Genomic DNA, 22,372 nt, shown 5'->3' with positions numbered 1-22,372 from the left:
TGTCGGTCGAATGAACAGCCCGGGCGTATGTTACGTCGTACGCCCGGGCGAAGAGAGCCCGTCAGGCGTCGGCGCGGTGGTGCTTGACGATGGCGCGCGCTGCCTCGAGGCCGGACTCAAGGTCAGCCTTGAGGTCGACGACGTTCTCGATGCCGACGGACAGACGCACCAGGCCGGGCGTGACTCCGGCCGTCAGCTGCTGCTCAGGGGTCAGCTGGGAGTGCGTGGTGGAGGCCGGGTGAATGACCAGGGAACGCACATCCCCGATGTTGGCGAGATGGCTGAACAGGCTCAGGTTGTCGACGAGAGCGCGGCCGGCCGCGACACCGCCTTTGAGTTCGAACGAGAGCACTGCTCCGACGCCGAGCGGGGCGTACTTGTTGGCGTTGGAATACCAGGGGCTCGACGGAAGCCCGGCATAGTTCACCGAGGCAATGTCGTCGTGGTTGTCGAGCCACTCGGCGATGTCCTGGGCATTCTGCACGTGCCGCTCGATGCGCAGACTGAGCGTCTCGATGCCCTGGATGAGCTGCCAGGCGCTCGCCGGGGCGATGGCGCTTCCGAGGTCGCGGAGCAGCTGCACCCGGGCCTTGATGATGTAGGCGATGCCGTCGCCGACCGCTGTGGTGTAGCTGGCCCCGTGATACGAGGGGTCCGGTTCGGTCAGGCCGGGGAACTTCTCCACGTTCTTCGACCACTCGAACGTGCCGCCGTCGACGAGTACTCCGCCGATGATGGTGCCGTGGCCGCCAAGAAACTTCGTGGCCGAGTGCACGATAATGTCGGCGCCGTGCTCAAACGGACGAATCAGGTACGGGGTGGCGATGGTGTTGTCGACGATCAGCGGAATGCCAGCGGCGTGGGCGATATCCGCTACCAGAGTGATGTCGAGCACGTTGATGCGTGGGTTGCCGATGGTCTCGGCGAAAAACAGCTTGGTGTTCGGGCGCACCGCGCGCTTCCACTCGGCCGCGTCATCCTGGTCTTCGACAAAAGTGGTTTCAATGCCGAGTTTGGCCAGGGTGTACTTAAACAAGTTGTACGTGCCGCCGTAGATCGAGCTCGACGACACGATGTGGTCGCCGGCCTGCGCAATATTCAACACCGCAAAAGTGGATGCCGACTGGCCGCTGGACAGCAGCAGCGCCGCGGTTCCGCCCTCGAGCGCGGCGACGCGCTCTTCAACGACGGCCTGCGTGGGGTTCTGGATGCGGGTGTAGATGTTACCGAACTCGGCCAGCGCAAACAGATTCTGAGCGTGCTCGGCGCTGTTGAACACGTAGGACGTGGTCTGGTAGATCGGGGTGGCCCGCGCGTTGGTGGTCGGGTCCGGGTGCGCTCCGGTGTGAACCTGTTTGGTCTCAAACTTCCACGATGAAGAATTGTCGGTCACGATAGCCTCCGCGTCATTTAGCGCGGACTCTCCAGCGCTTTGGCCTGAGCCTAAAGAGGCTCGAATGGCCGTGCAAGGGCGGGCGAAACAGAACGTCATGTTGCGTGAGCGCCTACTTGCGATCGCGATGCGGCAACACGATTGTGCCGGTCGGCGTCGTCGCTGTTGCCCGGAACAGCCACCGTGCTTTTGGCTGGACCAGGGGCTGAACCAGCCGTCGAACGACGGGCAGCGACAGCACGATTGAGGTGACCACGCTCAGCACGATCATGCCCGGCAACACCCACGCGGGCTGTGGTCCGTCCAGCACACCAGTCTCGCGGAGCGGATACAGCACAAAGGTGTGCAGCAGGTAGATGTACATGGTCGCCGCGCCAAGCTCGGTGAACCAGGTCGTGCGCCGCGGAATCAGCATAAGGAACGCCACGATGAGCGCAAATGCGAGCAGCATGACGGCCAAACGGAGGCTGCCGGCCCACCACGCGGAATAGTCAAACGTCGTATACGCCTCGTCATAGAGCAGGAATCGGCGCACCTGCAGGGTGCGGAGGGTTTCGATGTTCAGCGCGATCAACAGATACAACAGGGCGAACAATCCGATCGCCCCGGCACGCCAGCGCCAGACCAGGCCGGCGCGGAGCTCGAGCCAGGTCTCGGTCAGGAACCACTGGCGCATTTTCCAGCCGAAAACGAAGAACGGCAGCAGCCCGAGGGTGCGGGACAGGGTGAACGTGCCGTCGATATTGGGCAGGTAACCGGCCCCTATCGAGATAAGAATGCTGATGATAAGGGGATAGCGCAGGAAAACGAGGTACGGGAGGGCAATTCGCCACATCAATAAAGCGAGCAGAAACCACAGCGTCCAACTCGCTGTGGAATAGTCCAGCACGAACTTGCCGCCGAGGATCCAGCGCACCACCGTCCAAATCGTTTCGAAGATGAGGTACGGAAAGACGATGTCGGTGAGCAGCCGGTGCATCTGCCGAGCATCCGGCGGTCCCGATTTGGCGAAGTAGCCGCTCACAGCCACGAAAACCGGCACGTGGAAGGCGTAGATGAACAGATAAAGCGCATAGGCGACATCCGCCTCGCCGATGAGTTTGAGAATCGCGTGGCCGATCAGCACGAGGGTGACGGCCACCCAGCGTGCGTTGTCCCAGAGGGGTACGCGACGCTTCTGTGGTGGTGGAGTGGAGTCCAATACGCTCATTGGTACCATTCTCCCGCCACAATGGAGAAATGAGTACTCGACGCGTGGTTGTGACCGGAGCAAGTTCAGGAATCGGAGCGGCGACGGCGCGCCTGTTCCGGGAGCATGGTTGGAACGTGGTGGGGGTCGCGCGGCGTGCCGACCGCCTCAAAACCCTGCAAGCCGAAACGGGAGCGGATGTCTTCACCGCCGACCTCACGGTACAGGCGGATGTCGACGCCTTGCGCAACTACCTCGCCGCCAGCGGCCCGGTGCACGCCCTGGTCAACAATGCCGGCGGCGCCAAGGGTCTTGACTCGGTCGAGACCGGCAGCATCGAAGACTGGGCCTGGATGTTTGAGATCAACGTGCTCGCCGTCAAGCGGGTGACCACGGCCATCCTGCCACTGCTGCGCGCCGGCATCGACTCCGGGGCCGGATCGGCCGATATCGTGACCGTGACCTCGATTGCTGGACACGTGGCCTACCTCGGCGGTGGCGGCTACAACGCGGCCAAGTTCGCCGCGCACGCCATGACCGAAGTGCTGCGCCTTGAACTCTCCGGCGAGCCGATTCGGGTGATTGAGATCGCGCCGGGCATGGTCAAAACGGATGAATTCGGCCTGGTTCGCTTCGATGGTGACGCCGACAAGGCCTTCGCCGCCTACGACAACGTGCCAGATCCGCTCTCGGCCGAGGATATCGCCGAGACCATCGTCGCGAGCGTTGAGCGGCCGGCGCACGTGAATCTCGACCTGATCGTGATCAAGCCGGTCGCCCAAGCTGCTCCGACCCGCATCGCCCGTGGTGAGCTGAAGGTGCGCGCGGAGTAGGGCTTCGGCCTTCGGTCTTCTCGGCGCGACCGCGGCTTCTCGGCGCGGCCCGCGGCGTCGGCGGGTCATCCGCTCCTCGCTCAAACATTGAGGGTTTGCGGGGACCACCGCGAAAAGCGTGCGGCGGCCCCCGCAGACCCTCAAAACTCGCAACCCCGCGGAAAACCCGTCGCCGCCACTTCGTCCAGGCGGTGGCCGTCTCGTTGTCCACGCTTCGGGCACTTGCTCGCGCGGGAGCTGCGCCGCTGCGCGGGAGTTCGTCTACGGGGTTGGTGCTGGCCGGGCTCGCTGCGCGGGTTTTGCGCCACTGCGCGGGAGCTGTGGCCTGGCCAGAACTCCCGCGTATCTCGCCGCGCTGGAGCTGCGCCAGTGCGCGGGAGTTCCGCCTCCCGCGCAGCGGCGCAACTCCCGCGCACCCCGAAGTGGCAGCGCGCGGGAAGACGCGCACACAAAACGGGCCGGACAGGATGAAGATCCTGGCCGGCCCGTTCGTTGTAGCGGGCTAGTGCTCGACGGCTTTTTCGGCGCCGTGACCGGTGAGCGAGCGCACTGCCATCTCGGCGGCGAGCTTCGGGTTCTCCTTCACCGTGCTGGTGACCGATCCGAGCCAGCCCAGGAAGAATCCAAGCGGGATCGAGACGATGCCGGGGTTGCTGAGCGGGAAGATCGCGAAGTCCACGGCCTCGCCGAACATCGAGGTGGGTGTGCCCGAGAACACCGGCGAGAAGATGATCAGGAGAACGGCCGAGGACAGTCCGCCGTACATGCTCCAGACCGCGCCCCGGGTCGTGAAACGACGCCAGAACAGGGAGTAGAGAATGGTCGGCAGGTTGGCGCTCGCCGCGACCGCAAAGGCCAGGGCTACCAGGAAGGCGATGTTCTGCCCCTGCACGCCGATACCACCGGCGATGGCCAGGATTCCGATGACGACAACGGTGCGACGGGCGACCTTGACCTCGTCGTCGGGGTTGCCCTTGCCCTTCTTGATGACGGAGCCATAGATATCGTGCGCGAAGCTCGTGGCCGCCGTGATCGTGATGCCGGCCACGACGGCCAGGATCGTCGCGAAGGCAATGGCCGAGATGAAGCCGAGCAGCAGCGGTCCGCCGAGCGCAAGCGCGAGCAGGGGGGCTGCCGAATTCACTCCGCCGGGTGCGGCCTCGATGGTTTCCGCACCGACGAGCGACGCGGCACCGAAGCCGAGCACCAGGGTGAAGATGTAGAACGCGCCGATGAGCCAGATGGCCCAGACCACCGAGCGTCGAGCTTCCTTCGCGGTCGGAACCGTGTAGAAGCGCATGAGCACGTGCGGCAGGCCGGCGGTTCCAAGAACCAGGGCGAGGGCGAGCGAGATGAAGTCGAGCGGGTTGGCGCCGTACTTCAGGCCCGGCGCCAGGATGTCGGCGCCGGCAGCGGAGACCGCGACCGCGCTGTCGAGCAGGCTCGACAGGCTGAAGCCGTTGATCGCGAGTACCCAGACAGTCATGGCGAACGCACCGATGATGAGCAGGAATGCCTTGACGATCTGCACCCAGGTGGTGCCCTTCATGCCTCCCACGAGTACGTAGACGATCATCAGGCCTCCGACGACGGTGACCACGATGGACTGGCCGAGCTTGTCGTTGATACCGAGGAGCAGTGAGACGAGTCCGCCGGCACCAGCCATCTGGGCGAGCAGGTAGAAGAAGCAGACGGCCAGGGTGGTCGTGGCTGCTGCCATGCGAACGGGGCCCTGCTTCAGCCGGAAGGAGAGTACGTCGGCCATGGTGAACTTGGCCGTATTGCGCATCAGCTCGGCCACCAGCAGCAGGGCGACGAGCCACGCAACGAGGAATCCGATGGAGTACATGAAACCGTCGTAGCCGGTGACGGCGATCGCGCCGACGATGCCGAGGAACGATGCCGCCGAGAGGTAGTCGCCGGCAATGGCGAAGCCGTTCTGCGGTCCGGTGAAGGAGCGGCCGCCCGCGTAGTAGTCTGCGGCGGTCTTGTTGTTGCGTCCCGAACGGATCACGATGATCAGCGTCACCGCCACGAAGGCGAGGAAGATCGAGATGTTCAGTACCGGGTTGTTCTCGACCGGCTTGACCGTTTCGGCCAGAATCTGCAAAGCGTTCATCGCTGTTCCATCCGCTCAAGTTCGCCGCGCAGCTCTTCGGTCAGGGGATCGATCTTGCGGTTGGCGAAGGTCACATAGCTCATCGTGATGACGAAGGTGGTGACGAACTGCCCGAGGCCGAGGAGCAGACCGATGTTGATGCTGCCAAACACCGGCGTCGCCATGAAGTCGCGCAGATACGCTGCGGCGAGAACGTAGGCGATGTACCAGACCAGGAAGAAGATCGAGAGCGGCACGACGAAGCGATTGCGGGTCTTCTTCATGTGCAGGAACTGTGGCGTCTTCTCGTACGCCTCGTAATCGATGGTGGACTTCGGTGGGGCGTCTTTCACTGCTTCACTCATGGGGCTTCCTTGCCTCAGGGACGGAAAATGCGGGTCTGGGAACAAACGTGGTGCGCGGGGGAGAGGAATGTTCGTGACCGGGTTAGGAAACGGATGCTGACAGCGCCCGTTTCAGATCGTCGAGGACGGTGGGGTCTTCGATGGTGGGCGGGACGGAATACTCCTCTCCATCGACGATTTGCCGAATGGTCTTGCGAAGAATCTTGCCCGACCGCGTTTTGGGCAGCCGGTCGAGTATGGTGACGTCGCGAAAGGCTGCGACCGGCCCGACGTGCTCCCGAACGAGGGCGACAAGTTCTGCGGCGAGTACGTCGTGATCGATAGTACTGCCCGCTTTGAGGGTGACGAAACCAGCGGCACGCTGGCCTTTGAGCGGGTCGTGCACGCCGAGTACTGCGCACTCGGCGACAGCCGGGTGCAGTGTGAGGACCTCTTCGAGGGAACCGGTGGAGAGCCGGTGCCCGGCAACGTTGATGACGTCGTCGGTGCGACCCATAACGAACAGGTAGCCATCGGTGTCGAAATGGCCGGAGTCACCCGTGGCGTAGTAGCCGGGGAAAGCGGACAGGTAGGAACTGTTGAAGCGTTCCTCGCTGCCCCAGACCCCGAGAAGTGTGCCTGGTGGCAGCGGAAGCCGGATGGCGATGTTGCCGTCCTTACCGATCTTCTCGATCGGCCGGCCCTTGGAATCGAGGATGGCGATGTCGTACCCGGGCACCGGAACAGTGGCAGAGCCCGGCTTCGTCGGCAACTCTTCGATACCAAGCAGATTGGCGCAGATCGCCCACCCGGTCTCGGTCTGCCACCAGTGGTCGACGACCGGGCAGTGCAACCCGTCGTTGGCCCAGTGAAAAGTTTCGGGGTCGAGGCGTTCCCCCGCCAGAAACAGGCTGGTCAGGCTGGACACGTCGTGGTTCTTCAGCTCCAGCAGGTCGGGGTCCACGCGACGGATGGCTCGAATGGCGGTGGGCGCCGTGAACAGCACCTTCACTTTGTAGTCGTCGACGACACGCCAGAAAGCCCCGGCGTCGGGGGTCCCGATGGGTTTGCCCTCGTAAATCACCGTGGTAGCGCCGGCCAGGAGTGGCGCATAGACGATGTAAGAGTGCCCGACCACCCAGCCGACATCGGAAGCGGCCCAATACACGTCGCCATATCCCACGTCGTAGACATTGCGCATCGACCAGTTCAGGGCGACAGCGTGGCCGCCGTTGTCGCGAATGATGCCCTTGGGCTTCCCGGTCGTGCCTGAGGTGTAGAGAATGTACAGCGGATCTTCGGATCGCAGGGCGACCGGGTCGGCCGGCGCGGCCTTGGCCTCCTCGTCGGCCCAGTCCAGCCACACGGTATCCGTGGAACCGTCGTTGTACTCCTTGGCTGAGCCAGGAATGCTCTCTCGGTCCCGCACGATGACCGTGTGCACCGAGCCCTGGCTCAGGGCGATGGCCTTCTCCACGAGCGGCAGGTACTCAATGATGCGGCCGGGCTCAAGGCCACCGGATGCCGTGACGATGACCCTGGGACGGGCGTCATCAATGCGCACGGCGAGTTCCGTCGCGGCGAAACCGCCGAAGACCACGGAGTGCACCGCTCCGATGCGAGCGCAGGCGAGCATGGCGACGATGGCTTCGGGGATCATCGGCAGGTAAATGATGACCCGGTCGCCGGTGCCGACGCCATTGGCGCGAAGGGCGCCGGCGAATTTAGCGACCCGACCGAGCAGGTCGAGGTAGCTGAGCTGCACGCGGGTGCCGGTCATCGCGGAGTCGTAGATCAATGCTGTGTGGGCGCCGCGACCGGCCAGAACGTGCCGGTCGAGAGCGTTGTAGCTCGTGTTGAGTGTCCCCCCGGGAAACCAACTTCCGGTTGCCGGGCCATCAAGGGCAAGGGCGCTCGTCGGCTGCGTGATCCAATCGATGCCGGCGGCAGCCTCCAGCCAGAAGTCTTCGGGTGACGAAATGCTGCGTCGCCAAGCCTCCCGGTAGCCCCCACCTGATTCGCCGATCATCTAAACCTTCTTCATCGAAGTTTCTCTGTATACAAAGAGTGGTTGAAGTATTGCATATAACCCGGCAATGTGGAATAGGATCACTCTTGTGTATACAGAAACCGCAATGTTGGGGTTAGACGCACCGCTGCGAGCCAGCGAGCGGGCGTACCGTCAGCTGCGCGGAGAGATTGTCAGTGGCCTCCTCGCCCCCGGAACGGCCCTGCTCGAAGTCGAACAGGCAGAGCGCATTGGCGTATCCCGCACTCCGCTGCGCGAAGCGGTAGCTCGATTGATCGCCGACGGTTTGGTCGTAGGACGCCGCGGTCGTGGCTTCGAGGTGACCGACATTTCCGTTGACAGTATCTCCGAACTGTACGAACTGCGCCAGGCCCTTGAGGTGCAGGCCATACGTCTGGCTGCCACTCGCCGCGATCCGGCACCGTTTCTGGCACTCCGCGATGCCTTTGTGACTGCACCTGAGCTTCTGGACCAGGGCGATGTCGGTGTGCGCCGCTACTACGTGCTCATCGACGAACTCGAAGACGCCCTCGATGCGGCCGTCGAAAATCCCTTTCTTGTCGGCGCCCTGCGCGCCGTTCGCACCCATCTGGCACGCATCCGTCGGCTGGCCCGCAGAAACCCGCTGCGGCTTCGTGCCGCAGCCGCCGAGCACCTGCTGATTATCGACGCCATTATTGCCGGCGACCCGTCGCTGGCAGCCCATGCCACCCATATTCATCTTCACCAAAGCCTCTTGAGCGTCCTCGCGGCGATCGATGAGGACTCGGCCAGTAGTCGATCAACGACTGCGGCCGACTAACGAAGGGATCCACAGTGCAGCTTCACCACGTTCGAGTTCACAAGAGCGACGAGAATCTGGCCCGCGAGGACCAGCTGGCCTGGAAGATCGCCGAGGTCGCAGCTGACCCCGCTGCAGTCTCCGAGGAAGTGACCGAGATGGTCATCAACCGCGTGATCGACAACGCCTCCGTTGCCGCGGCCAGCCTGACCCGTCGCCCGGTGATCGCTGCTCGCTCGCAGGCACTCGCACACCCGCGTTCCAACGGTGGCGATGGCGCGAGCGTGTTCGGGCTCGCACCGGCACGCCGGGTTTCCCCGGAGTGGGCCGCCTGGGCCAACGGCGTCGCCGTTCGCGAACTCGACTACCACGACACGTTTCTGGCCGCAGAGTACTCGCACCCGGGCGACAATATCCCACCGATCACGGCCGTTGCCCAGCACCTCGCAGCGTCGCGCGGCCTGACCGGCGGCGACCTGATTCGCGGTATCGCCACCGGCTATGAGATCCAGATCGACCTGGTGAAATCGATCAGCCTGCACGCGCACAAGATTGACCACGTTGCCCACCTCGGCCCGTCGGTCGCTGCCGGTATCGGAACCCTGCTCGGCCTCGACAAGGAGATCATCTTTCAGGCCGTCGGCCAGGCACTGCACACCACGACCGCCACTCGCCAGTCGCGGAAGGGCGAAATCTCCTCCTGGAAGGCCCACGCCCCGGCATTCGCCGGCAAGATGGCCGTCGAAGCCGTCGACCGGGCACTCCGCGGTGAGACCAGCCCGACCCCGATCTACGAGGGCGAGGACGGCGTCATCGCCTGGCTGCTCGACGGACCAGACGGCTCCTATGACGTCTCGCTGCCGGCCGCCGGCAGCATCAAGCGCGCCATTCTCGACAGTTACACCAAGGAGCACTCGGCCGAGTACCAGGCGCAGGCATGGATCGACCTCGCCCGCAGGCTGCACAACGAGCACCCCGAACTGCTCGTGGCCGGCGCGATCAAGAACATCGTCATCCACACCAGCCATCACACGCACTACGTAATCGGTTCTGGCGCCAACGACCCGCAGAAGTACGACCCGACCGCAAGCCGCGAAACCCTCGACCACTCCATTCCGTATATCTTCACGGTGGCCCTGCAGGACGGAACCTGGAACCACGTGGACTCCTACAGCCCCGAGCGTGCCGGCCGCCCCGACACCATCGCGCTGTGGAATACCGTCACAACGACCGAAGACCAGGAGTGGACGCGTCGTTACCACTCCCTCGATCCGGCCGAAAAGGCATTCGGCGGTCGCGTCGAAATCGAACTCACCAATGGAACCCGCCTGGTTGACGAGATCGCCGTCGCCGACGCGCATCCGCTCGGGGCTCGTCCCTTCGCTCGCGCGGAGTACATCAACAAGTTCCGCACGCTGGCCGCACCGGTGATGGAGGAATTCGAGATCGAACGCTTCCTCGCCCTGGCGCAGCGCCTACCGGAGCTTGGGGCTGCCGACCTCGGCGGCCTGACTATCGTGGCCAAGCCTGGACTGCTGTCCTCCCTCGCCACCCCGAAGGGAATCTTCTAATGCTGTACGCCGGCACGACCGCCGCTGACAAGCGCATTGCCTTGCGTGGGGGTCTGGCGAGCGGAAAGATTTTGCGTTACCCCGGCGCGTTCAACCCGCTCTCGGCCAAGCTGATCCAGCAGAAGGGTTTCGAGGGCGTCTACATCTCGGGTGCCGTGCTTTCGGCCGACCTGGGCCTGCCCGATATCGGCCTGACCACCCTCACCGAGGTGGCTGGCCGGTCGCAGCAGATCGCCCGCATGACCGACCTGCCGGCGATCGTCGACGCCGATACCGGATTTGGCGAGCCGATGAACGTGGCACGCACCATCCAAACCCTCGAAGACGCGGGACTTGCCGGCATGCACATCGAGGACCAGATTAACCCGAAACGCTGCGGCCATCTCGATGGCAAGCAGGTCGTGGACGCCGACACCGCGATCAAGCGCATCCGCGCCGCGGTCGATGCGCGGCGAGACGCGAACTTTCTCGTGATGGCGCGCACGGACATGCGTGCCGTTGACGGCTTGGATGCCGCCGTCACCAGGGCCAAGCAGCTGCAGGATGCCGGGGCCGATGCGATCTTCCCGGAGGCGATGGGCAGCCTGGCCGAGTTCGAAACCATTCGGGCCGCCGTGTCGGTGCCGATCCTGGCGAACATGACCGAATTCGGCAAGGGCGAGCTGTACACCGTGCAGCAGCTCGAAGACGTCGGCATGAACCTGGTGATCTTTCCGGTGTCGCTGCTGCGCCTCGCGATGGGGTCCGCAGCGCGCGGACTCGACGCGATCGAGCAGCACGGCTCCCTCACCACGATGTTGCCCGAGATGCAGCACCGTGCCCACCTGTACGAATTGCTTGACTATGCGTCGTACAGTCAGTTCGATTCGGGTATTTTCGATTTCACCCTGAACCCACACATCCAGACGCCCAGCAGTTCGGCGCACGGTCTAAAGGAGCACAATGTCTGACCCCGAAACACCGGCACCACACGTCTATAAGGGTCTCACCGGCGTCGTCGTCGACACCACCGCGGTCTCCAAAGTCAACCCGGAGACCAACTCGCTGCTGTACCGGGGCTACCCGGTGCAAGAGCTCGCGGCCAAAAAGAGCTTCGAAGAGGTCGCCTACCTGCTCTGGCACGGGGAGCTTCCTGATGACCGGCAGCTCGCCGACTTCGAGGCCCTCGAGCGCTCGCTGCGCCACCTCAACCCGGTTGTCAAGCGCATCATCGACGAGCTGCCGCTCACCGCGCACCCGATGGATGTCGTGCGCACCGCGGTGAGCGTCATCGGCGCGAGCGATCCGGACGCCGAGGACCCTTCGGCGGATTCCGACCTCGCCAAGTCGATTCGCCTGTTCGCCCAGCTGCCCGCGATCGTCTCCTACGACCAGCGTCGCCGCCACGGCCTCGATCTGGTCGAACCCCGCGACGATCTCGGCTACTCGGCGAACTTTCTGCACATGACCTTCGGCGAGGTGCCGGAACTCGTCGTCGTCAACGCCTTCGACGTGTCGATGATTCTCTACGCTGAGCACTCGTTCAACGCATCCACGTTCACCGCGCGGGTCATCACCTCGACCCTGTCCGATTTGTACTCGGCCGTGACCGGTGCGGTCGGAGCACTCAAGGGAGCCCTGCACGGCGGCGCCAACGAAGCCGTCATGCATACCTTCGCCGAGATCGGCCTCGAAGCCGGCTCAGCCGCGCGGGCAGAACCGTGGCTCGAGCAGGCGCTGGCCGCCAAGCGCAAGATCATGGGCTTCGGACACCGCGTCTACAAGAGCGGCGACTCGCGCGTGCCGACCATGCGGACCTCGCTCGTCACCCTGGTGGACCATTACCAGAAGCCGGAACTGCTCGAACTCTACGAAGCCCTCGAGACGGCGATGACCACGCGCAAGGCCATCCTGCCCAACCTCGACTACCCCTCGGGTCCGGCGTACCACCTGATGGGATTTGACACCCTCACCTTCACGCCGATTTTCGTCGCGGCGCGAATCACCGGGTGGACGGCTCACATCCTGGAGCAGAAGAAGAGTAACGCGCTCATTCGACCGCTGTCGGCCTATAACGGGGTCGATCAGCGGCAGGTGCCGTAGCGGTTCTTTCGTAAGCGGATGCTGCGCGGCCGGCTGTGCGCGCTGCATCCGCTCTGTGCAGCCTGGATCGTCGCTAGCATTGACGGATGACACTTGATGCCCAGGATGCCCCAACGCCGCCCGTGATCGACCGTGAAATTCTGCAGTGGACTGACTTCGCTGCAGCGTCGCGCGAGTTGGCGACCCGCGTGCGGGCGAGCGGTTTTCACCCGGATGTCGTGATTGCCATCGCCCGCGGCGGACTGCTGCTGGCCGGCGCCGTGTCGTATGCGCTTGGCACGAAGAACTGCGGCAGCATCAACGTGGAGTTCTACACCGGCATCGACGAACGACTGCCAGAACCCGTCTTGTCGGCCCCGATGCTCGACGCTCCGGCCCTCGCCGGTAAGCGGGTTTTGCTCGTCGACGACGTCTCCGACTCCGGACACACCCTCGCCCTCGTGCTGCGCCTGCTCGGGGAGACGGCTATGGAGGTGCGCACCGCGACCCTCTATACCAAGCCGCGCACGGTTCATGTGCCTGATTTCACCTGGCGCGAGACCGATAAGTGGATCGTGTTCCCCTGGTCGGCGCTGCCGCCGGTTGCGAGCGCCCCCGCAAGCATCGCGCCGGAAGCGCTCGCCGCGGCGACGGCCGAGGTCGCCGCGTGAGCGTGCATCTGGTCGGCGGAGGGGGAGACCCCGCGCACGACGCCGAAATCTTCAGAACGTTTATCTCCGAGGTCACGGCGCAGGCCTCCCTGGCCAGCCGCGACGAACCGATTGTCGCGATCGTCACCGTGGGTCCTGGCAGCGCGCATGCCGAGGAACTGGCCGAGTCGCTCGGCGACACCGTACAGACGCGCCGGAGCACGCTCGCTCCGGGTGATACCGCAGCCCTCACGGCGATTTCCGCCGTCGATGGCATCATCATCGGCGGCGGGGTGACGCCCGACTACCTCGCGGCCGTGCTGCCGATTGCCGGCGAGATTCGCCGCCAGGTGTCCAGCGGCGTGCCCTACCTCGGTTTTTCGGCCGGCGCGATGATCGCCTCCGAACGCGCCCTGATCGGTGGCTGGCGCATCGGCAGTGTCGAGGTTACGCCCGAACACGTCTCGGAGGGCCTCGATGAAATCACCCTGGCCCAGGGGATCGGCCTGCTCGATGTCACGGTCGATGTGCATGCTGCCCAGTCCGGCAGCCTGTCCCGGCTGATTGCGGCGACGGAGGCTGGCCTGATCGACGGAGGCCTCGCCATTGACGAGAACACGGTGCTCGTGGTCGGTGAGGGCGCCCTCCGCGTGCTCGGAGCTGGCAGCGTCTGGAATGTCAGCCAGGCCGACGGTGGCGTGCTCGTGAGCACCATCGGCGCCTGACCGGCTCGTGAACCTCGATGCGCTCGCGGCGACCGGGCAGATCGACCCCGGCTGGGCAAGAGCGCTCGCTCCCGTGGCCGACGACCTGGCCCGGGTGGGTGATTTCCTCACGAGCGAACGGGCGGCCGGCCACACGGTGTTACCCGCGCCCGAGCACCTGCTGCGCGCGTTTCGGCAACCGTTCGATGCCGTGCGGGTGCTCATCGTCGGCCAGGATCCGTACCCCACGCCGGGGCATCCGATCGGTTTGGCCTTCGCCGTCAACTCCGACGTGCGGCCGGTGCCGCGGAGCCTTGGCAACATCTACACCGAGCTTGAGGCCGATTTGGGCTTGCAGCGCCCGGAGCATGGCGACCTCTCGGCGTGGTCCGATCAGGGGGTACTGCTGCTCAATCGGGTGCTCAGCGTGCGGGCCGGGGTGGCCGGATCGCATCGCCGCCGCGGCTGGGAAAGCGTGACCGACCAGGCGATCCGTGCGCTCGTCGAGCGGCAGCATCCGCTCGTGGCGATCTTGTGGGGCAAGGATGCCGGCGCGCTTCGGCCCCTGCTCGGCGACACTCCCGTCATTGAATCGGCGCACCCCAGCCCCCTTTCAGCCCGCCGCGGCTTTGTCGGTTCCCGCCCATTCAGTGGCGCCAACCGGCTGCTCACCGTGCAGGGAGCGGCACCGGTGCAGTGGGCTCTTCCGGTAATCTGGAACCAATCAGAAAGGGGAGTGCCGGGTGCTTGAGGAAGAATACGAGCCTCGTCGTCGGCTGCCCCGCCACCTGCGGCCGGACGTGGCTCCCGAGACGCCATTTGAATACACGATGCGCGAGGTTCGAGCAGCGGATCTGCCGCACATACGCGAGATTTACAACTACTACGTCGCCAACAGCACCGTGACCTTCGACGAAGATGCCATGACGCTCGCCGAGTGGCGCGACAAGTTCTACTATCTGAACAAACAGGGCATGCCGTTCATCGTTGCCGTCTCTCCGGCCGGTCAGATTCTCGGTTATGCCCTGGTCAGCCCATGGAAACAGAAGAAGGCCTACCGGTTCACGGTAGAGAACTCGATCTACCTCGGCGCGGCGTCGACGGGTAAGGGTCTCGGCCGCGAGCTGCTTGGCGAGCTGATCACACGGTCTAAAGCTGCCGGCCTGAAGGAGATCATCGCCGTCATCGCCGACCAGGGAGCGGATGCCTCGATCAAGCTGCACCGCGATTTCGGCTTCGACGAGATTGGCCGCATGGGCAAGGTCGGGTTTAAGTTTGAGCGCTGGCTCGGCACGATCCTGCTGCAAAAAAGCCTGAAGTAGACCGGTCGCGGGTGCGTGCGTGCCCAGCGAGCTATGCCGCCACTGCCGACGAATGCCCGGGCACTCCAGGACCTCCTGACGTTGACTACCGTTCGACGTCGACCCATTCGTGGCCGAGGGGTTCCAGCTGCGCGGTTCCGGCCGTCACCCGGGCGACGATCGCGGCGAGCCGCGCTGCGTCGTCATCGGCAATCTTCAGCACCGCGTCGAGCCCATAATCCGTGCCCAGGATGAGCACTCCGCGCTGGCGCAACTCGGCCTCGATGCGACCGGCATCCGCGTGGGGCAGGGCGAGCGTGAACAGTTCCCGGCGCTCGCGCTCCACCACCAGCCCTAAAGACTGGGCCGCGTCGATCGCCGTGAGAACGGCCTCCGAGTACGCGCGCACCAGGCCGCCAGCACCGAGAAGGGTGCCACCGAAGTAGCGGGTGACAACGGCGACGCAGTCGACGAAACCTCGCCCGGACAGGGCTTCGAGCATGGGCCGCCCCGCAGTGCCCGACGGTTCGCCGTCGTCATTGGAACGACGCACCTGATCGGGAGCTCCGGAGGAGCCGAGTACGAATGCCGAGCAGTGGTGGCGAGCACCCCAGTGCGCCTTTCGTGCGTCATCGACGGCAGCGCGCGCGGCATCCTCGGTCTCGGTTCTGACCAGGCGGCACAGAAATCGCGATCGCTTCACTTCGATCTCAGCGTCAACACGGCTGCCGACGCCGCCGTGCAAAGTGAGATCGGGCATGCATCCAGTCTCGCGCATCCGCGCGGTGCCCCGTACAGCAGAAGAACCGCCCGGGTCGCAGGGAGCGATCGTCGGTATCGCTACCGGGTGACGCGTGGCGTGTTCATCCGCCCGACGGCGTTCAGCACGGCACGCCTCGGGTAGATGCCGGCCACGCGGGCGAGCAGCGCATTGCGGGCACCGACCAGCACGACCGACGGCGTCACCGACCGGTCGAGGGCGGCGAAGGAGGCACGCATGACCTCGTCGACGGTCAACGGTGAGCCCAGCTTACGACTGCTGGTCTTTGCGACCTCGAAGAACTCGGTATCGGCGGGGCCCGGGCAGATCGCGGTCACCTTGAGGCCGCTCGCCCGGGTTTCGTAGCTGACCGCCTCGGTGTAGCTGAGCACGTAGGCCTTCGTCGCCCCGTAGACCGCCATCCGCGGCACCGGCTGGAACGCTGCCGTGCTCGCCAGATTTACGAGCGCCGCGGTGTGCGGATGCAGCGAGGCCGTCTCGACCAGATCGGGCAGGAATGCATGGGTCAGCGCGGTCAGCGCGTGCACGTTGAGGGCGACCTGCTCCGTTTCCCGGTCCTGGTCGGAGTCGAGTACGGTGCCGAAGGTACCGAAGCCGGCGTTGTTGACGAGAGTGCCCAGGGTGATCGCCCGCTCGCGCAGGTCGGAGACCAGCTCGGGGACGGCATCCGCTCTGCTGAGATCAAGTGGAATCACGGTGGAGACGGTGCCGTATTTCTCGGCCAGGTCGACCGCGAGCGCCTCCAGCCGGGCCTGCCGACGGGCGACCAGCACGAGATCCGCGCCGCGCTGGGCAAGCTCGTGCGCGTACCCGACGCCGAGTCCGCTCGACGCTCCGGTGATGAGTGCGGTGGTGCCGATGGGATTGTACAAAGCGCGGGCCATGACAAGAGGCTAGCCTCCCTGATCGTGCATGACCAGCGGTGGCTCGTCGCCGGGCCCGGTCGAACTAGGCTCGGATCATGGCTGATCCACACGAATTAACCGCCCTGGAACAATGGCAGGCCCTGCAGCGACGCGAGATCAGCCCGAGCGAGCTGACCGAGCACTACCTGTCCCGCATCGAGAAATTCAATCCAGCGCTCGGTGCCTTCGTCACCGTGACCGCGGATGCTGCTCGCGCCCGGGCTCGCTTTGTCGAAGAGCGGGTGCCCAGCACCGCACCGCTCTGGGGCCTCCCGTTCGCCGACAAAGACCTGCACCTGCGTGCCGGGGTGCACACCGGGTTCGGGTCGCGCCTGTTCGCCGACTATCTGCCCGATCGGTCCGACGACCTGGTGCAGGCGCTCGATGATGCCGGGGGAGTCAGCCTCGGTAAAACCAACACGCCCGAATTCGGGCTCACCTCCTACACCGAAAGCCTCGCCTCGCCGCCAGCCCGTACCCCGTGGAACCTCGCCCTCGGTGCCGGCGGATCCAGCGGCGGCGCCGCCGTCGCGGTCGCCGCTCGGCTGCTGCCGTTCGCGCCCGGCTCCGACGGAGGCGGGTCCATCCGCATTCCGGCGGCCGCCTGCGGCCTCGTGGGCCTCAAGCCCAGCCGCGGTCGGGTGCCCGCCGCCTCCGGCATTGACAAGCTCGGCGGCCTCCCCGTTGGCGGCCCGCTCGCCCGCACCGTAGCGGATGCCGCCCTCCTGCTCGACGCCATGATCGCGCCCCGAGACGGTCACCCCGATCATTACTACGCACTGCGGGCCCCCGGCGATGAGACGCCGCTGCTGGCAGCCGCCGTGCGCGGCGAGGGCCGATTTCAGCTCGGTGTCATGACGACCTCGGCCTGGGACAACGACTATTCCATCGAAATCGCCCCCGAAGCGCAGGAGGCACTCGACCTGGCCGTCGCCGGGTTCGCCGCGCTGCACCACGGCCTCGAAGAGACGGCGCTTGTGCCCGACCCGAGCTACGGGCCGGCGTTTCGCACCATCTGGCAGGCAGGCGCGGCGAGCATCCCGGCCGAGACCGAGGCCGAGATCGCCCTGCTCGAACCGTTGACCCAGTGGCTGCTGACCCGGGGCCGAAACCTCGGTGCCCGAGACCTCGCTGAAGCGCTCGCCGCGCTGACCGCGTTTGAGCGTTCCTTCATCCAGCAACTGTCGAAATTCGATGCCGTGTTGACCCCGGCCATGGCCATGACCCCGCGGCCGGTCGGATGGTACGACGCGCACGACGCCGAGGCGAACTTCGCCCAGCAGGTGCAGTACACGCCGTTCACCTCGATGATCAACGTGAGCGGACTGCCGGCGATCGTGCTCCCGGTGCACCAGACCGAGAACGGCCTGCCGATGGGGGTGCAGCTCATCGGCCGACCTGGCGGCGAGGCCACGCTGCTCGCACTCGGCGCGCAGCTGGAGCGGCGCATCCGCTGGCAGGATCGGGTGCCGCCAGAGTCGGCGTAGAGCGTCTGGCAGGGCCGGCTACTGGCGCGTCGCCACCGGGTTGGACGGCCACCAGAACCGGTCATCGACCAGAAAGACCAGCGCCGGAACGAGCACGGTGCGCACGACCAGGGTGTCAAGCAACACACCGATGCAGACGATCACGCCGATCTGGGTGAGGGCAACGACGGGCAGTACCCCGAGCACCGCGAACACGGCAGCGATCAGAATGCCGGCGCTCGTGATCACGGCACCGGTCGAGGAGAGCGCCCGCACCATGCCCTCGCGGGTGCCGTAGCGCCGCGCCTCTTCGCGGGCGCGCGTCGTCAGGAAAATGTTGTAATCGACTCCGAGCGCCACCAGGAACAGGAACGCAAACAAAACGACGTTGGTGTCGAATGCGGCAAATCCGAGCAGGTTCTGAAAGATCAGGTTGGAGGCGCCCAGGCTGGCGAAGAAGGTGGCGAGCACCGTGGCGATGAGCAGAACCGGTGCCACGAGCGAGCGCAGCAACAGCGCCAGGATCAGAAAGACGATGCCGAGGATCAGCGGCAGTATCAGGCGCTGATCGCGCTCGGCGCTGGTCTTCGTGTCGAGGGCCGTGGCATCGCTGCCACCGACCAGCGATTGCGCAATGGCGCCGGGGGCATCCGCTAAATCGGTGCGCAGTGCGGCGATGGTCGCAAACGTTGCGTCGCTGCCCGGTTCACTATCGAGAGTGACGTCGATGCGGGTCAGGCCGCCGGCGTTCTCACCGGCCACCGCCGCAGAAACTCCGGGGGTTGCCAGAGCAACCGCCACCGTGTCAGCGGATGCCGCCTCCGGCGTCAACACGACGGTCTGGCTGGTCAGTCCCGCCGAAAACGACGCGTCCACGATGCGCTGCGCAACGACCGACTCCGGGTTGCCGAGCAGCTGGTCGGCCTGGGACAGCCCGACCGCGGCGCCGTTCAGCCCGAATGCGAGAGAGCTGATCGCCAGAACGGAGACAACCGTGATGATCACCGGGTGTTTGGACACGCCCCGGCCGAGGTGTGTCCAGAATCCGGTGCGCGCCGACGAGGCCTGAGCCTGCACGCGCGGAATGAACGGCCAGAACAGGCCGCGCCCGCACACCACGAGGGCCGCTGGCAGAACGAGCAGGGCGAACAGGATGGCGATGATCACGCCGATGGCGCACGCAATACCGAGGGCCCGGTTGCCGGCGAGTTCCGCGAACATCAGCGTGAGGAGGCTCAGCGCTACCGTGCCGCCGCTGGCCGCGATTGCCGGGCCGGCGCTCGTCACTGCGGTGCGCATCGCGACGTTGCGATTTTCGGTGTGCAGCAGTTCTTCGCGGTAACGCGCAACGAGCAGCAGGGCGTAGTTGGTGCCGGCGCCGAACACGAGCACGGAGAGAATTCCCGAGATCGAGGCATCGAGGGCGAAACCGAGCGGTTCGGCCAGTGCGCCGGCCACCTTGCCAGCCAGGCCGTCAGCGAGGCCGACCACGACGAGCGGCACGATCCACAGCACCGGGCTGCGATAGGTCACGATGAGCAGCACCGCGACGACGATCACGGTCACCAGCAGTAGGCGAAAGTCGGCCCCGGCGAAGGCGTTGGTGATGTCGGCCTGAAAACCCACCGGCCCGGTGACGTAGGCGGTCAGTCCGCCCGGTAGCGCCGTCGACGCCGTAGCGCGGATATCGGTGGCCGCCTTCTCAATATCGGCCGTCGTCCCGAGGGCCTCCAGAGGTATCACGCTCAGCGCTGCCTGACCGTCGTCGCTGAACTGCGGCGTTGCTGCGCGCGGGGCGATCGATGTAGCACCGAGATTCGCAGCCGCGGCGGTGATAGCCATCTTGTCGGCCGTGTTCAGGTCGGCGCCGTCCCTGGACCAGACCACGATCGCGGCGGTCTGGTCAGCGGAAGGAAACGTGGTCAGCAGCTCGGTGACCCGGGCGGCCTGGCTGCTTTCCGGCAAGCCTGCGGCTGGAAAATCCGCGGAGTCATTGGCCGGAAGCATTGTGAACAGCAGTCCGACGGCCACGATTGTGCCGAGCAATACCGCCCAGGCGGTGCGTTTGCCGGAGATGAAGCGGGTGATCGCGAGCACTGTTCCTCCCAGAATGTCACTGATTGCTATCCTAGTTAGCTAAAGCATCGCGGCATTTGTTTTGAGTTGATCAAAACAAATGCTACGGTGGAAACATGACAACACCCGAGCAGAGCAACGGCGCGGGCCCGCACGCGAAGGCAGCGGACACCGGGTTGCTTGGGGACGGCATCCGCTCGGCTGGTCTCAAGGTGACCGCGCCGCGTCTGGCCGTGCTGCGGGCCCTCGCCGACAGGCCGCACGCGACCGCCGATGCCCTGTTCGGCGCGGTGCGCGCCGACCTGCCGGGCACATCACTCCAAGCGGTCTATGGCGTGCTGGCCTCTTTCACCACCGCCGGGCTCGTACGCAAGATCGAACCCGCCGGTTCGCCCGCGCTGTTCGAACGGCGGGTTGGTGACAACCATCACCACATCGTCTGTACCGGCTGTGGCGTAGTGCACGACGTGGACTGCGCCGTCGGTCACGCGCCCTGCCTCACCCCAGCGGATGCCCTCGGCTTCGACGTGCGCGCCGCCGAGGTCATCTACTGGGGCCTCTGCGCACAGTGCCAAACCGAGACCGCTCTCCCCTAACTTCCTCCGTCAACGTCGCGTTGCTGATCCACACTCAAGGAGCACTATGACTATCAAGCCCACCACTGACCAGACGGGAACGCCCGTCGCGAGCGACGCGCACTCCCTCACCGCTGGCGCCGACGGCGTCATCGCGCTGCACGACCGCTACCTGGTCGAGAAGCTCGCCCAGTTCAACCGCGAGCGCATTCCGGAGCGCATCGTGCACGCCAAGGGCGGCGGAGCGCACGGCGAGTTCGTCGTCACCGGCGACGTTTCAAAGTACACGCGCGCGGCCGTTTTTCAGCCGGGCACAGTGACGCCGACCCTGCAGCGTTTCTCGAGTGTGGCCGGCGAGCAGGGCAGTCCGGACACCTGGCGCGACGTGCGCGGTTTCTCGGTCAAGTTCTACACGACCGAGGGCAACTACGACATCGTCGGCAATAACACCCCGGTATTCTTCGTCCGCGACGGCATCAAGTTTCCCGACTTCATCCACTCGCAGAAGCGCCTGCCGGGCACCGGCCTGCGCGACGCGACCATGCAGTGGGACTTCTGGACGTTGTCTCCGGAGTCAGCCCACCAGGTCACCTACCTCATGGGTGACCGCGGGCTGCCGCGCTCGTGGCGTGAGATGCCCGGCTTCGGTTCGCACACCTACCAGTGGATCAACGCCGCGGGCGAGCGTTTCTGGGTGAAGTACCACTTCGAATCCAATCAGGGCAACGTCGAGATGGACGGGTCAGAGGCCGAACTCCTCGCCGGAGCGGATGCCGACTACTACCGTCGCGACCTATCCGACGCCATCGCCGCCGGCAACTTTCCGTCCTGGAACGTGTCTGTGCAGGTCATGCCGTACGAACAGGGCAACACCTACCGGTTCAACCCGTTCGACGTGACCAAGGTCTGGCCGCACGCCGACTTCCCGCTGATCCCCGTCGGTACGCACACCCTGAACCGCAACCCGGAGAACTTCTTCGCCGAGATCGAGCAGGCGGCGTTCTCGCCGGCCAACTTCGTTCCCGGAATCGCGGCGAGCCCCGACAAGATGCTCATGGCGCGTATCTTCTCCTACCCAGACGCTCAGCGCTACCGCGTGGGTACCAACTACGCGCAGCTGCCGATCAATGCTCCCAAGAGCCCGGTCAACAACTACTCGCAGGATGGCGCGCAGCGCCACCACTTCAACGCACCGACTGAACCGAACTACGCGCCGAACTCCCTCGGCGGCCCCGTCGCCGACCCGGCGGCTGCCGGCGAGGGCGCGTGGGAGGGCGACGGGACCCTGTTGCGTGCCGCCGCGACCCTGCGCAGCGAGGACAGCGACTTCGGCCAGGCCGGAACGCTCTACCGCGAGGTCTACGACGATGGCGCCAAGGCGCGTCTTCTCGACACCATCACCGGTGCCATCAGCGGCGTAACTCGCCCCGAAGTCACCGAGCGGGCCATTTGGTACTGGACCAGCGTTGACGCCGACCTCGGTGCCAAGCTGCGCGCGAACCTCGCCGTCTTCGCCGAGGCTGCAGCGGTCGACGCCGCGTACGTCGCCGGCGAGTAGTAGCACCCGCACGAACAGAAACCGCCCGGCCCGTTTGCAGGCCGGGCGGTTTGCGTG

Annotated in this window: 20 protein-coding genes; 12 read left to right on the top strand and 8 right to left on the bottom strand. The window is 65.4% G+C overall.

The features are described from left to right. Nucleotides 1–61 precede the first annotated feature (61 nt). The gene (locus tag E3T51_RS03240) at nt 62–1,393 is read right to left on the bottom strand and encodes a bifunctional o-acetylhomoserine/o-acetylserine sulfhydrylase (RefSeq protein ID WP_241989145.1); all 1,332 of its coding nucleotides are present in this window, start codon (nt 1,391–1,393) and stop codon (nt 62–64) included. A 112-nt stretch (nt 1,394–1,505) separates the two neighbouring features. Continuing rightward, nucleotides 1,506–2,603, bottom strand: coding sequence for an acyltransferase family protein (locus E3T51_RS03235; protein WP_241989144.1), 1,098 nt, complete (start codon nt 2,601–2,603; stop codon nt 1,506–1,508). Between the two features lie 29 nt (nt 2,604–2,632). Here E3T51_RS03235 and E3T51_RS03230 point away from each other — a divergent pair, with 29 nt between their 5' ends. After that, the gene (locus E3T51_RS03230; protein WP_174844557.1) at nt 2,633–3,415 is read left to right on the top strand and encodes an SDR family NAD(P)-dependent oxidoreductase; all 783 of its coding nucleotides are present in this window, start codon (nt 2,633–2,635) and stop codon (nt 3,413–3,415) included. Nucleotides 3,416–3,917: 502 nt separating this feature from the next. Here E3T51_RS03230 and E3T51_RS03225 read toward each other — a convergent pair. From E3T51_RS03225 to E3T51_RS03215, 3 genes are all read right to left on the bottom strand, one after another. Further along, entirely contained in the window at nt 3,918–5,534 is a 1,617-nt protein-coding gene (locus tag E3T51_RS03225; RefSeq protein ID WP_134527426.1) for a solute symporter family protein, read from the bottom strand. Beyond that, nucleotides 5,531–5,878, bottom strand: a complete 348-nt coding sequence (locus tag E3T51_RS03220; RefSeq protein WP_104193128.1) for a DUF485 domain-containing protein — start codon at nt 5,876–5,878, stop codon at nt 5,531–5,533. The genes E3T51_RS03225 and E3T51_RS03220 overlap by 4 nt, the downstream gene beginning before the upstream one ends. A gap of 82 nt (nt 5,879–5,960) precedes the next feature. Continuing rightward, entirely contained in the window at nt 5,961–7,886 is a 1,926-nt protein-coding gene (locus E3T51_RS03215; RefSeq protein WP_134527424.1) for an AMP-binding protein, read from the bottom strand. A gap of 106 nt (nt 7,887–7,992) precedes the next feature. Here E3T51_RS03215 and E3T51_RS03210 point away from each other — a divergent pair, with 106 nt between their 5' ends. The 8 genes from E3T51_RS03210 (at nt 7,993) to E3T51_RS03175 (ending at nt 14,975) form a co-directional block, all read left to right on the top strand. Then, nucleotides 7,993–8,688 carry a GntR family transcriptional regulator gene (locus E3T51_RS03210; RefSeq protein ID WP_420898401.1) on the top strand — a complete coding sequence of 232 codons (696 nt, stop codon included), beginning with the start codon at nt 7,993–7,995 and terminating at the stop codon, nt 8,686–8,688. A 14-nt stretch (nt 8,689–8,702) separates the two neighbouring features. Then, on the top strand, nt 8,703–10,238 hold the full coding sequence (locus tag E3T51_RS03205; protein ID WP_134527422.1) for an MmgE/PrpD family protein: 1,536 nt from the start codon (nt 8,703–8,705) through the stop codon (nt 10,236–10,238). Beyond that, on the top strand, nt 10,238–11,188 hold the full coding sequence (prpB, locus tag E3T51_RS03200) for a methylisocitrate lyase (protein WP_134527419.1): 951 nt from the start codon (nt 10,238–10,240) through the stop codon (nt 11,186–11,188). Before E3T51_RS03205 ends, prpB begins: the two co-directional genes overlap by 1 nt. After that, nucleotides 11,181–12,320: a bifunctional 2-methylcitrate synthase/citrate synthase gene (locus tag E3T51_RS03195; RefSeq protein ID WP_134527416.1), complete on the top strand. Its 1,140-nt coding sequence runs from the start codon at nt 11,181–11,183 to the stop codon at nt 12,318–12,320. The genes prpB and E3T51_RS03195 overlap by 8 nt, the downstream gene beginning before the upstream one ends. An 86-nt stretch (nt 12,321–12,406) precedes the next feature. Further along, the gene (locus tag E3T51_RS03190) at nt 12,407–12,970 is read left to right on the top strand and encodes a phosphoribosyltransferase (RefSeq protein ID WP_104193123.1); all 564 of its coding nucleotides are present in this window, start codon (nt 12,407–12,409) and stop codon (nt 12,968–12,970) included. After that, nucleotides 12,967–13,674 (top strand): Type 1 glutamine amidotransferase-like domain-containing protein, encoded by a 708-nt coding sequence (locus E3T51_RS03185; protein WP_134527413.1) that lies wholly within the window; start codon nt 12,967–12,969, stop codon nt 13,672–13,674. The genes E3T51_RS03190 and E3T51_RS03185 overlap by 4 nt, the downstream gene beginning before the upstream one ends. Before the next feature lie 7 nt (nt 13,675–13,681). Continuing rightward, on the top strand, nt 13,682–14,404 hold the full coding sequence (locus E3T51_RS03180; protein ID WP_104193121.1) for a uracil-DNA glycosylase: 723 nt from the start codon (nt 13,682–13,684) through the stop codon (nt 14,402–14,404). Next, nucleotides 14,397–14,975 (top strand): GNAT family N-acetyltransferase, encoded by a 579-nt coding sequence (locus E3T51_RS03175; RefSeq protein ID WP_174844556.1) that lies wholly within the window; start codon nt 14,397–14,399, stop codon nt 14,973–14,975. The genes E3T51_RS03180 and E3T51_RS03175 overlap by 8 nt, the downstream gene beginning before the upstream one ends. 85 nt (nt 14,976–15,060) lie before the next feature. On the opposite strand, the gene E3T51_RS03170 is transcribed toward E3T51_RS03175, so the two are convergent. Both E3T51_RS03170 and E3T51_RS03165 read right to left on the bottom strand, forming a co-directional pair. Continuing rightward, nucleotides 15,061–15,714, bottom strand: coding sequence for an IMPACT family protein (locus E3T51_RS03170; RefSeq protein ID WP_134527411.1), 654 nt, complete (start codon nt 15,712–15,714; stop codon nt 15,061–15,063). 80 nt (nt 15,715–15,794) lie between these two features. Continuing rightward, nucleotides 15,795–16,619, bottom strand: coding sequence for an SDR family NAD(P)-dependent oxidoreductase (locus E3T51_RS03165; RefSeq protein WP_134527408.1), 825 nt, complete (start codon nt 16,617–16,619; stop codon nt 15,795–15,797). A 77-nt stretch (nt 16,620–16,696) separates the two neighbouring features. Between E3T51_RS03165 and E3T51_RS03160 the strand changes: the two genes are divergently transcribed. Beyond that, nucleotides 16,697–18,127, top strand: a complete 1,431-nt coding sequence (locus E3T51_RS03160) for an amidase (RefSeq protein WP_134527405.1) — start codon at nt 16,697–16,699, stop codon at nt 18,125–18,127. An 18-nt stretch (nt 18,128–18,145) separates the two neighbouring features. Here the strand turns inward: E3T51_RS03160 and E3T51_RS03155 are convergent, their stop codons facing one another. Continuing rightward, nucleotides 18,146–20,203, bottom strand: coding sequence for an MMPL family transporter (locus E3T51_RS03155; RefSeq protein ID WP_134527402.1), 2,058 nt, complete (start codon nt 20,201–20,203; stop codon nt 18,146–18,148). 95 nt (nt 20,204–20,298) lie between these two features. On the opposite strand from E3T51_RS03155, the gene E3T51_RS03150 reads away from it, so the two are divergent. Together E3T51_RS03150 and E3T51_RS03145 are read left to right on the top strand one after the other, a co-directional pair. Continuing rightward, nucleotides 20,299–20,778: a Fur family transcriptional regulator gene (locus tag E3T51_RS03150; RefSeq protein WP_134527399.1), complete on the top strand. Its 480-nt coding sequence runs from the start codon at nt 20,299–20,301 to the stop codon at nt 20,776–20,778. A 46-nt stretch (nt 20,779–20,824) separates the two neighbouring features. After that, complete coding sequence (locus E3T51_RS03145) at nt 20,825–22,315, top strand: catalase (protein WP_134527396.1); 1,491 nt, start codon at nt 20,825–20,827, stop codon at nt 22,313–22,315. Nucleotides 22,316–22,372 lie beyond the last annotated feature (57 nt).

It is taken from the genome of Cryobacterium serini (genome assembly GCF_004404025.1).
GTDB lineage: Bacteria > Actinomycetota > Actinomycetes > Actinomycetales > Microbacteriaceae > Cryobacterium > Cryobacterium serini.
This window is presented reverse-complemented; position numbering and strand designations above follow the sequence as displayed.

What these genes read in the sequence shown, in the direction of transcription:
- E3T51_RS03235 (WP_241989144.1), bottom strand. Translation starts at nt 2,603, where the DNA reads ATGAGCGTATTGGACTCCACTCCACCACCACAGAAGCGTCGCGTACCC.
- E3T51_RS03230 (WP_174844557.1), top strand. Translation starts at nt 2,633, where the DNA reads ATGAGTACTCGACGCGTGGTTGTGACCGGAGCAAGTTCAGGAATCGGA.
- E3T51_RS03225 (WP_134527426.1), bottom strand. Translation starts at nt 5,534, where the DNA reads ATGAACGCTTTGCAGATTCTGGCCGAAACGGTCAAGCCGGTCGAGAAC.
- E3T51_RS03220 (WP_104193128.1), bottom strand. Translation starts at nt 5,878, where the DNA reads ATGAGTGAAGCAGTGAAAGACGCCCCACCGAAGTCCACCATCGATTAC.
- E3T51_RS03215 (WP_134527424.1), bottom strand. Translation starts at nt 7,886, where the DNA reads ATGATCGGCGAATCAGGTGGGGGCTACCGGGAGGCTTGGCGACGCAGC.
- E3T51_RS03210 (WP_420898401.1), top strand. Translation starts at nt 7,993, where the DNA reads ATGTTGGGGTTAGACGCACCGCTGCGAGCCAGCGAGCGGGCGTACCGT.
- prpB (WP_134527419.1), top strand. Translation starts at nt 10,238, where the DNA reads ATGCTGTACGCCGGCACGACCGCCGCTGACAAGCGCATTGCCTTGCGT.
- E3T51_RS03195 (WP_134527416.1), top strand. Translation starts at nt 11,181, where the DNA reads ATGTCTGACCCCGAAACACCGGCACCACACGTCTATAAGGGTCTCACC.
- E3T51_RS03190 (WP_104193123.1), top strand. Translation starts at nt 12,407, where the DNA reads ATGACACTTGATGCCCAGGATGCCCCAACGCCGCCCGTGATCGACCGT.
- E3T51_RS03170 (WP_134527411.1), bottom strand. Translation starts at nt 15,714, where the DNA reads ATGCCCGATCTCACTTTGCACGGCGGCGTCGGCAGCCGTGTTGACGCT.
- E3T51_RS03165 (WP_134527408.1), bottom strand. Translation starts at nt 16,619, where the DNA reads ATGGCCCGCGCTTTGTACAATCCCATCGGCACCACCGCACTCATCACC.
- E3T51_RS03160 (WP_134527405.1), top strand. Translation starts at nt 16,697, where the DNA reads ATGGCTGATCCACACGAATTAACCGCCCTGGAACAATGGCAGGCCCTG.
- E3T51_RS03150 (WP_134527399.1), top strand. Translation starts at nt 20,299, where the DNA reads ATGACAACACCCGAGCAGAGCAACGGCGCGGGCCCGCACGCGAAGGCA.
- E3T51_RS03145 (WP_134527396.1), top strand. Translation starts at nt 20,825, where the DNA reads ATGACTATCAAGCCCACCACTGACCAGACGGGAACGCCCGTCGCGAGC.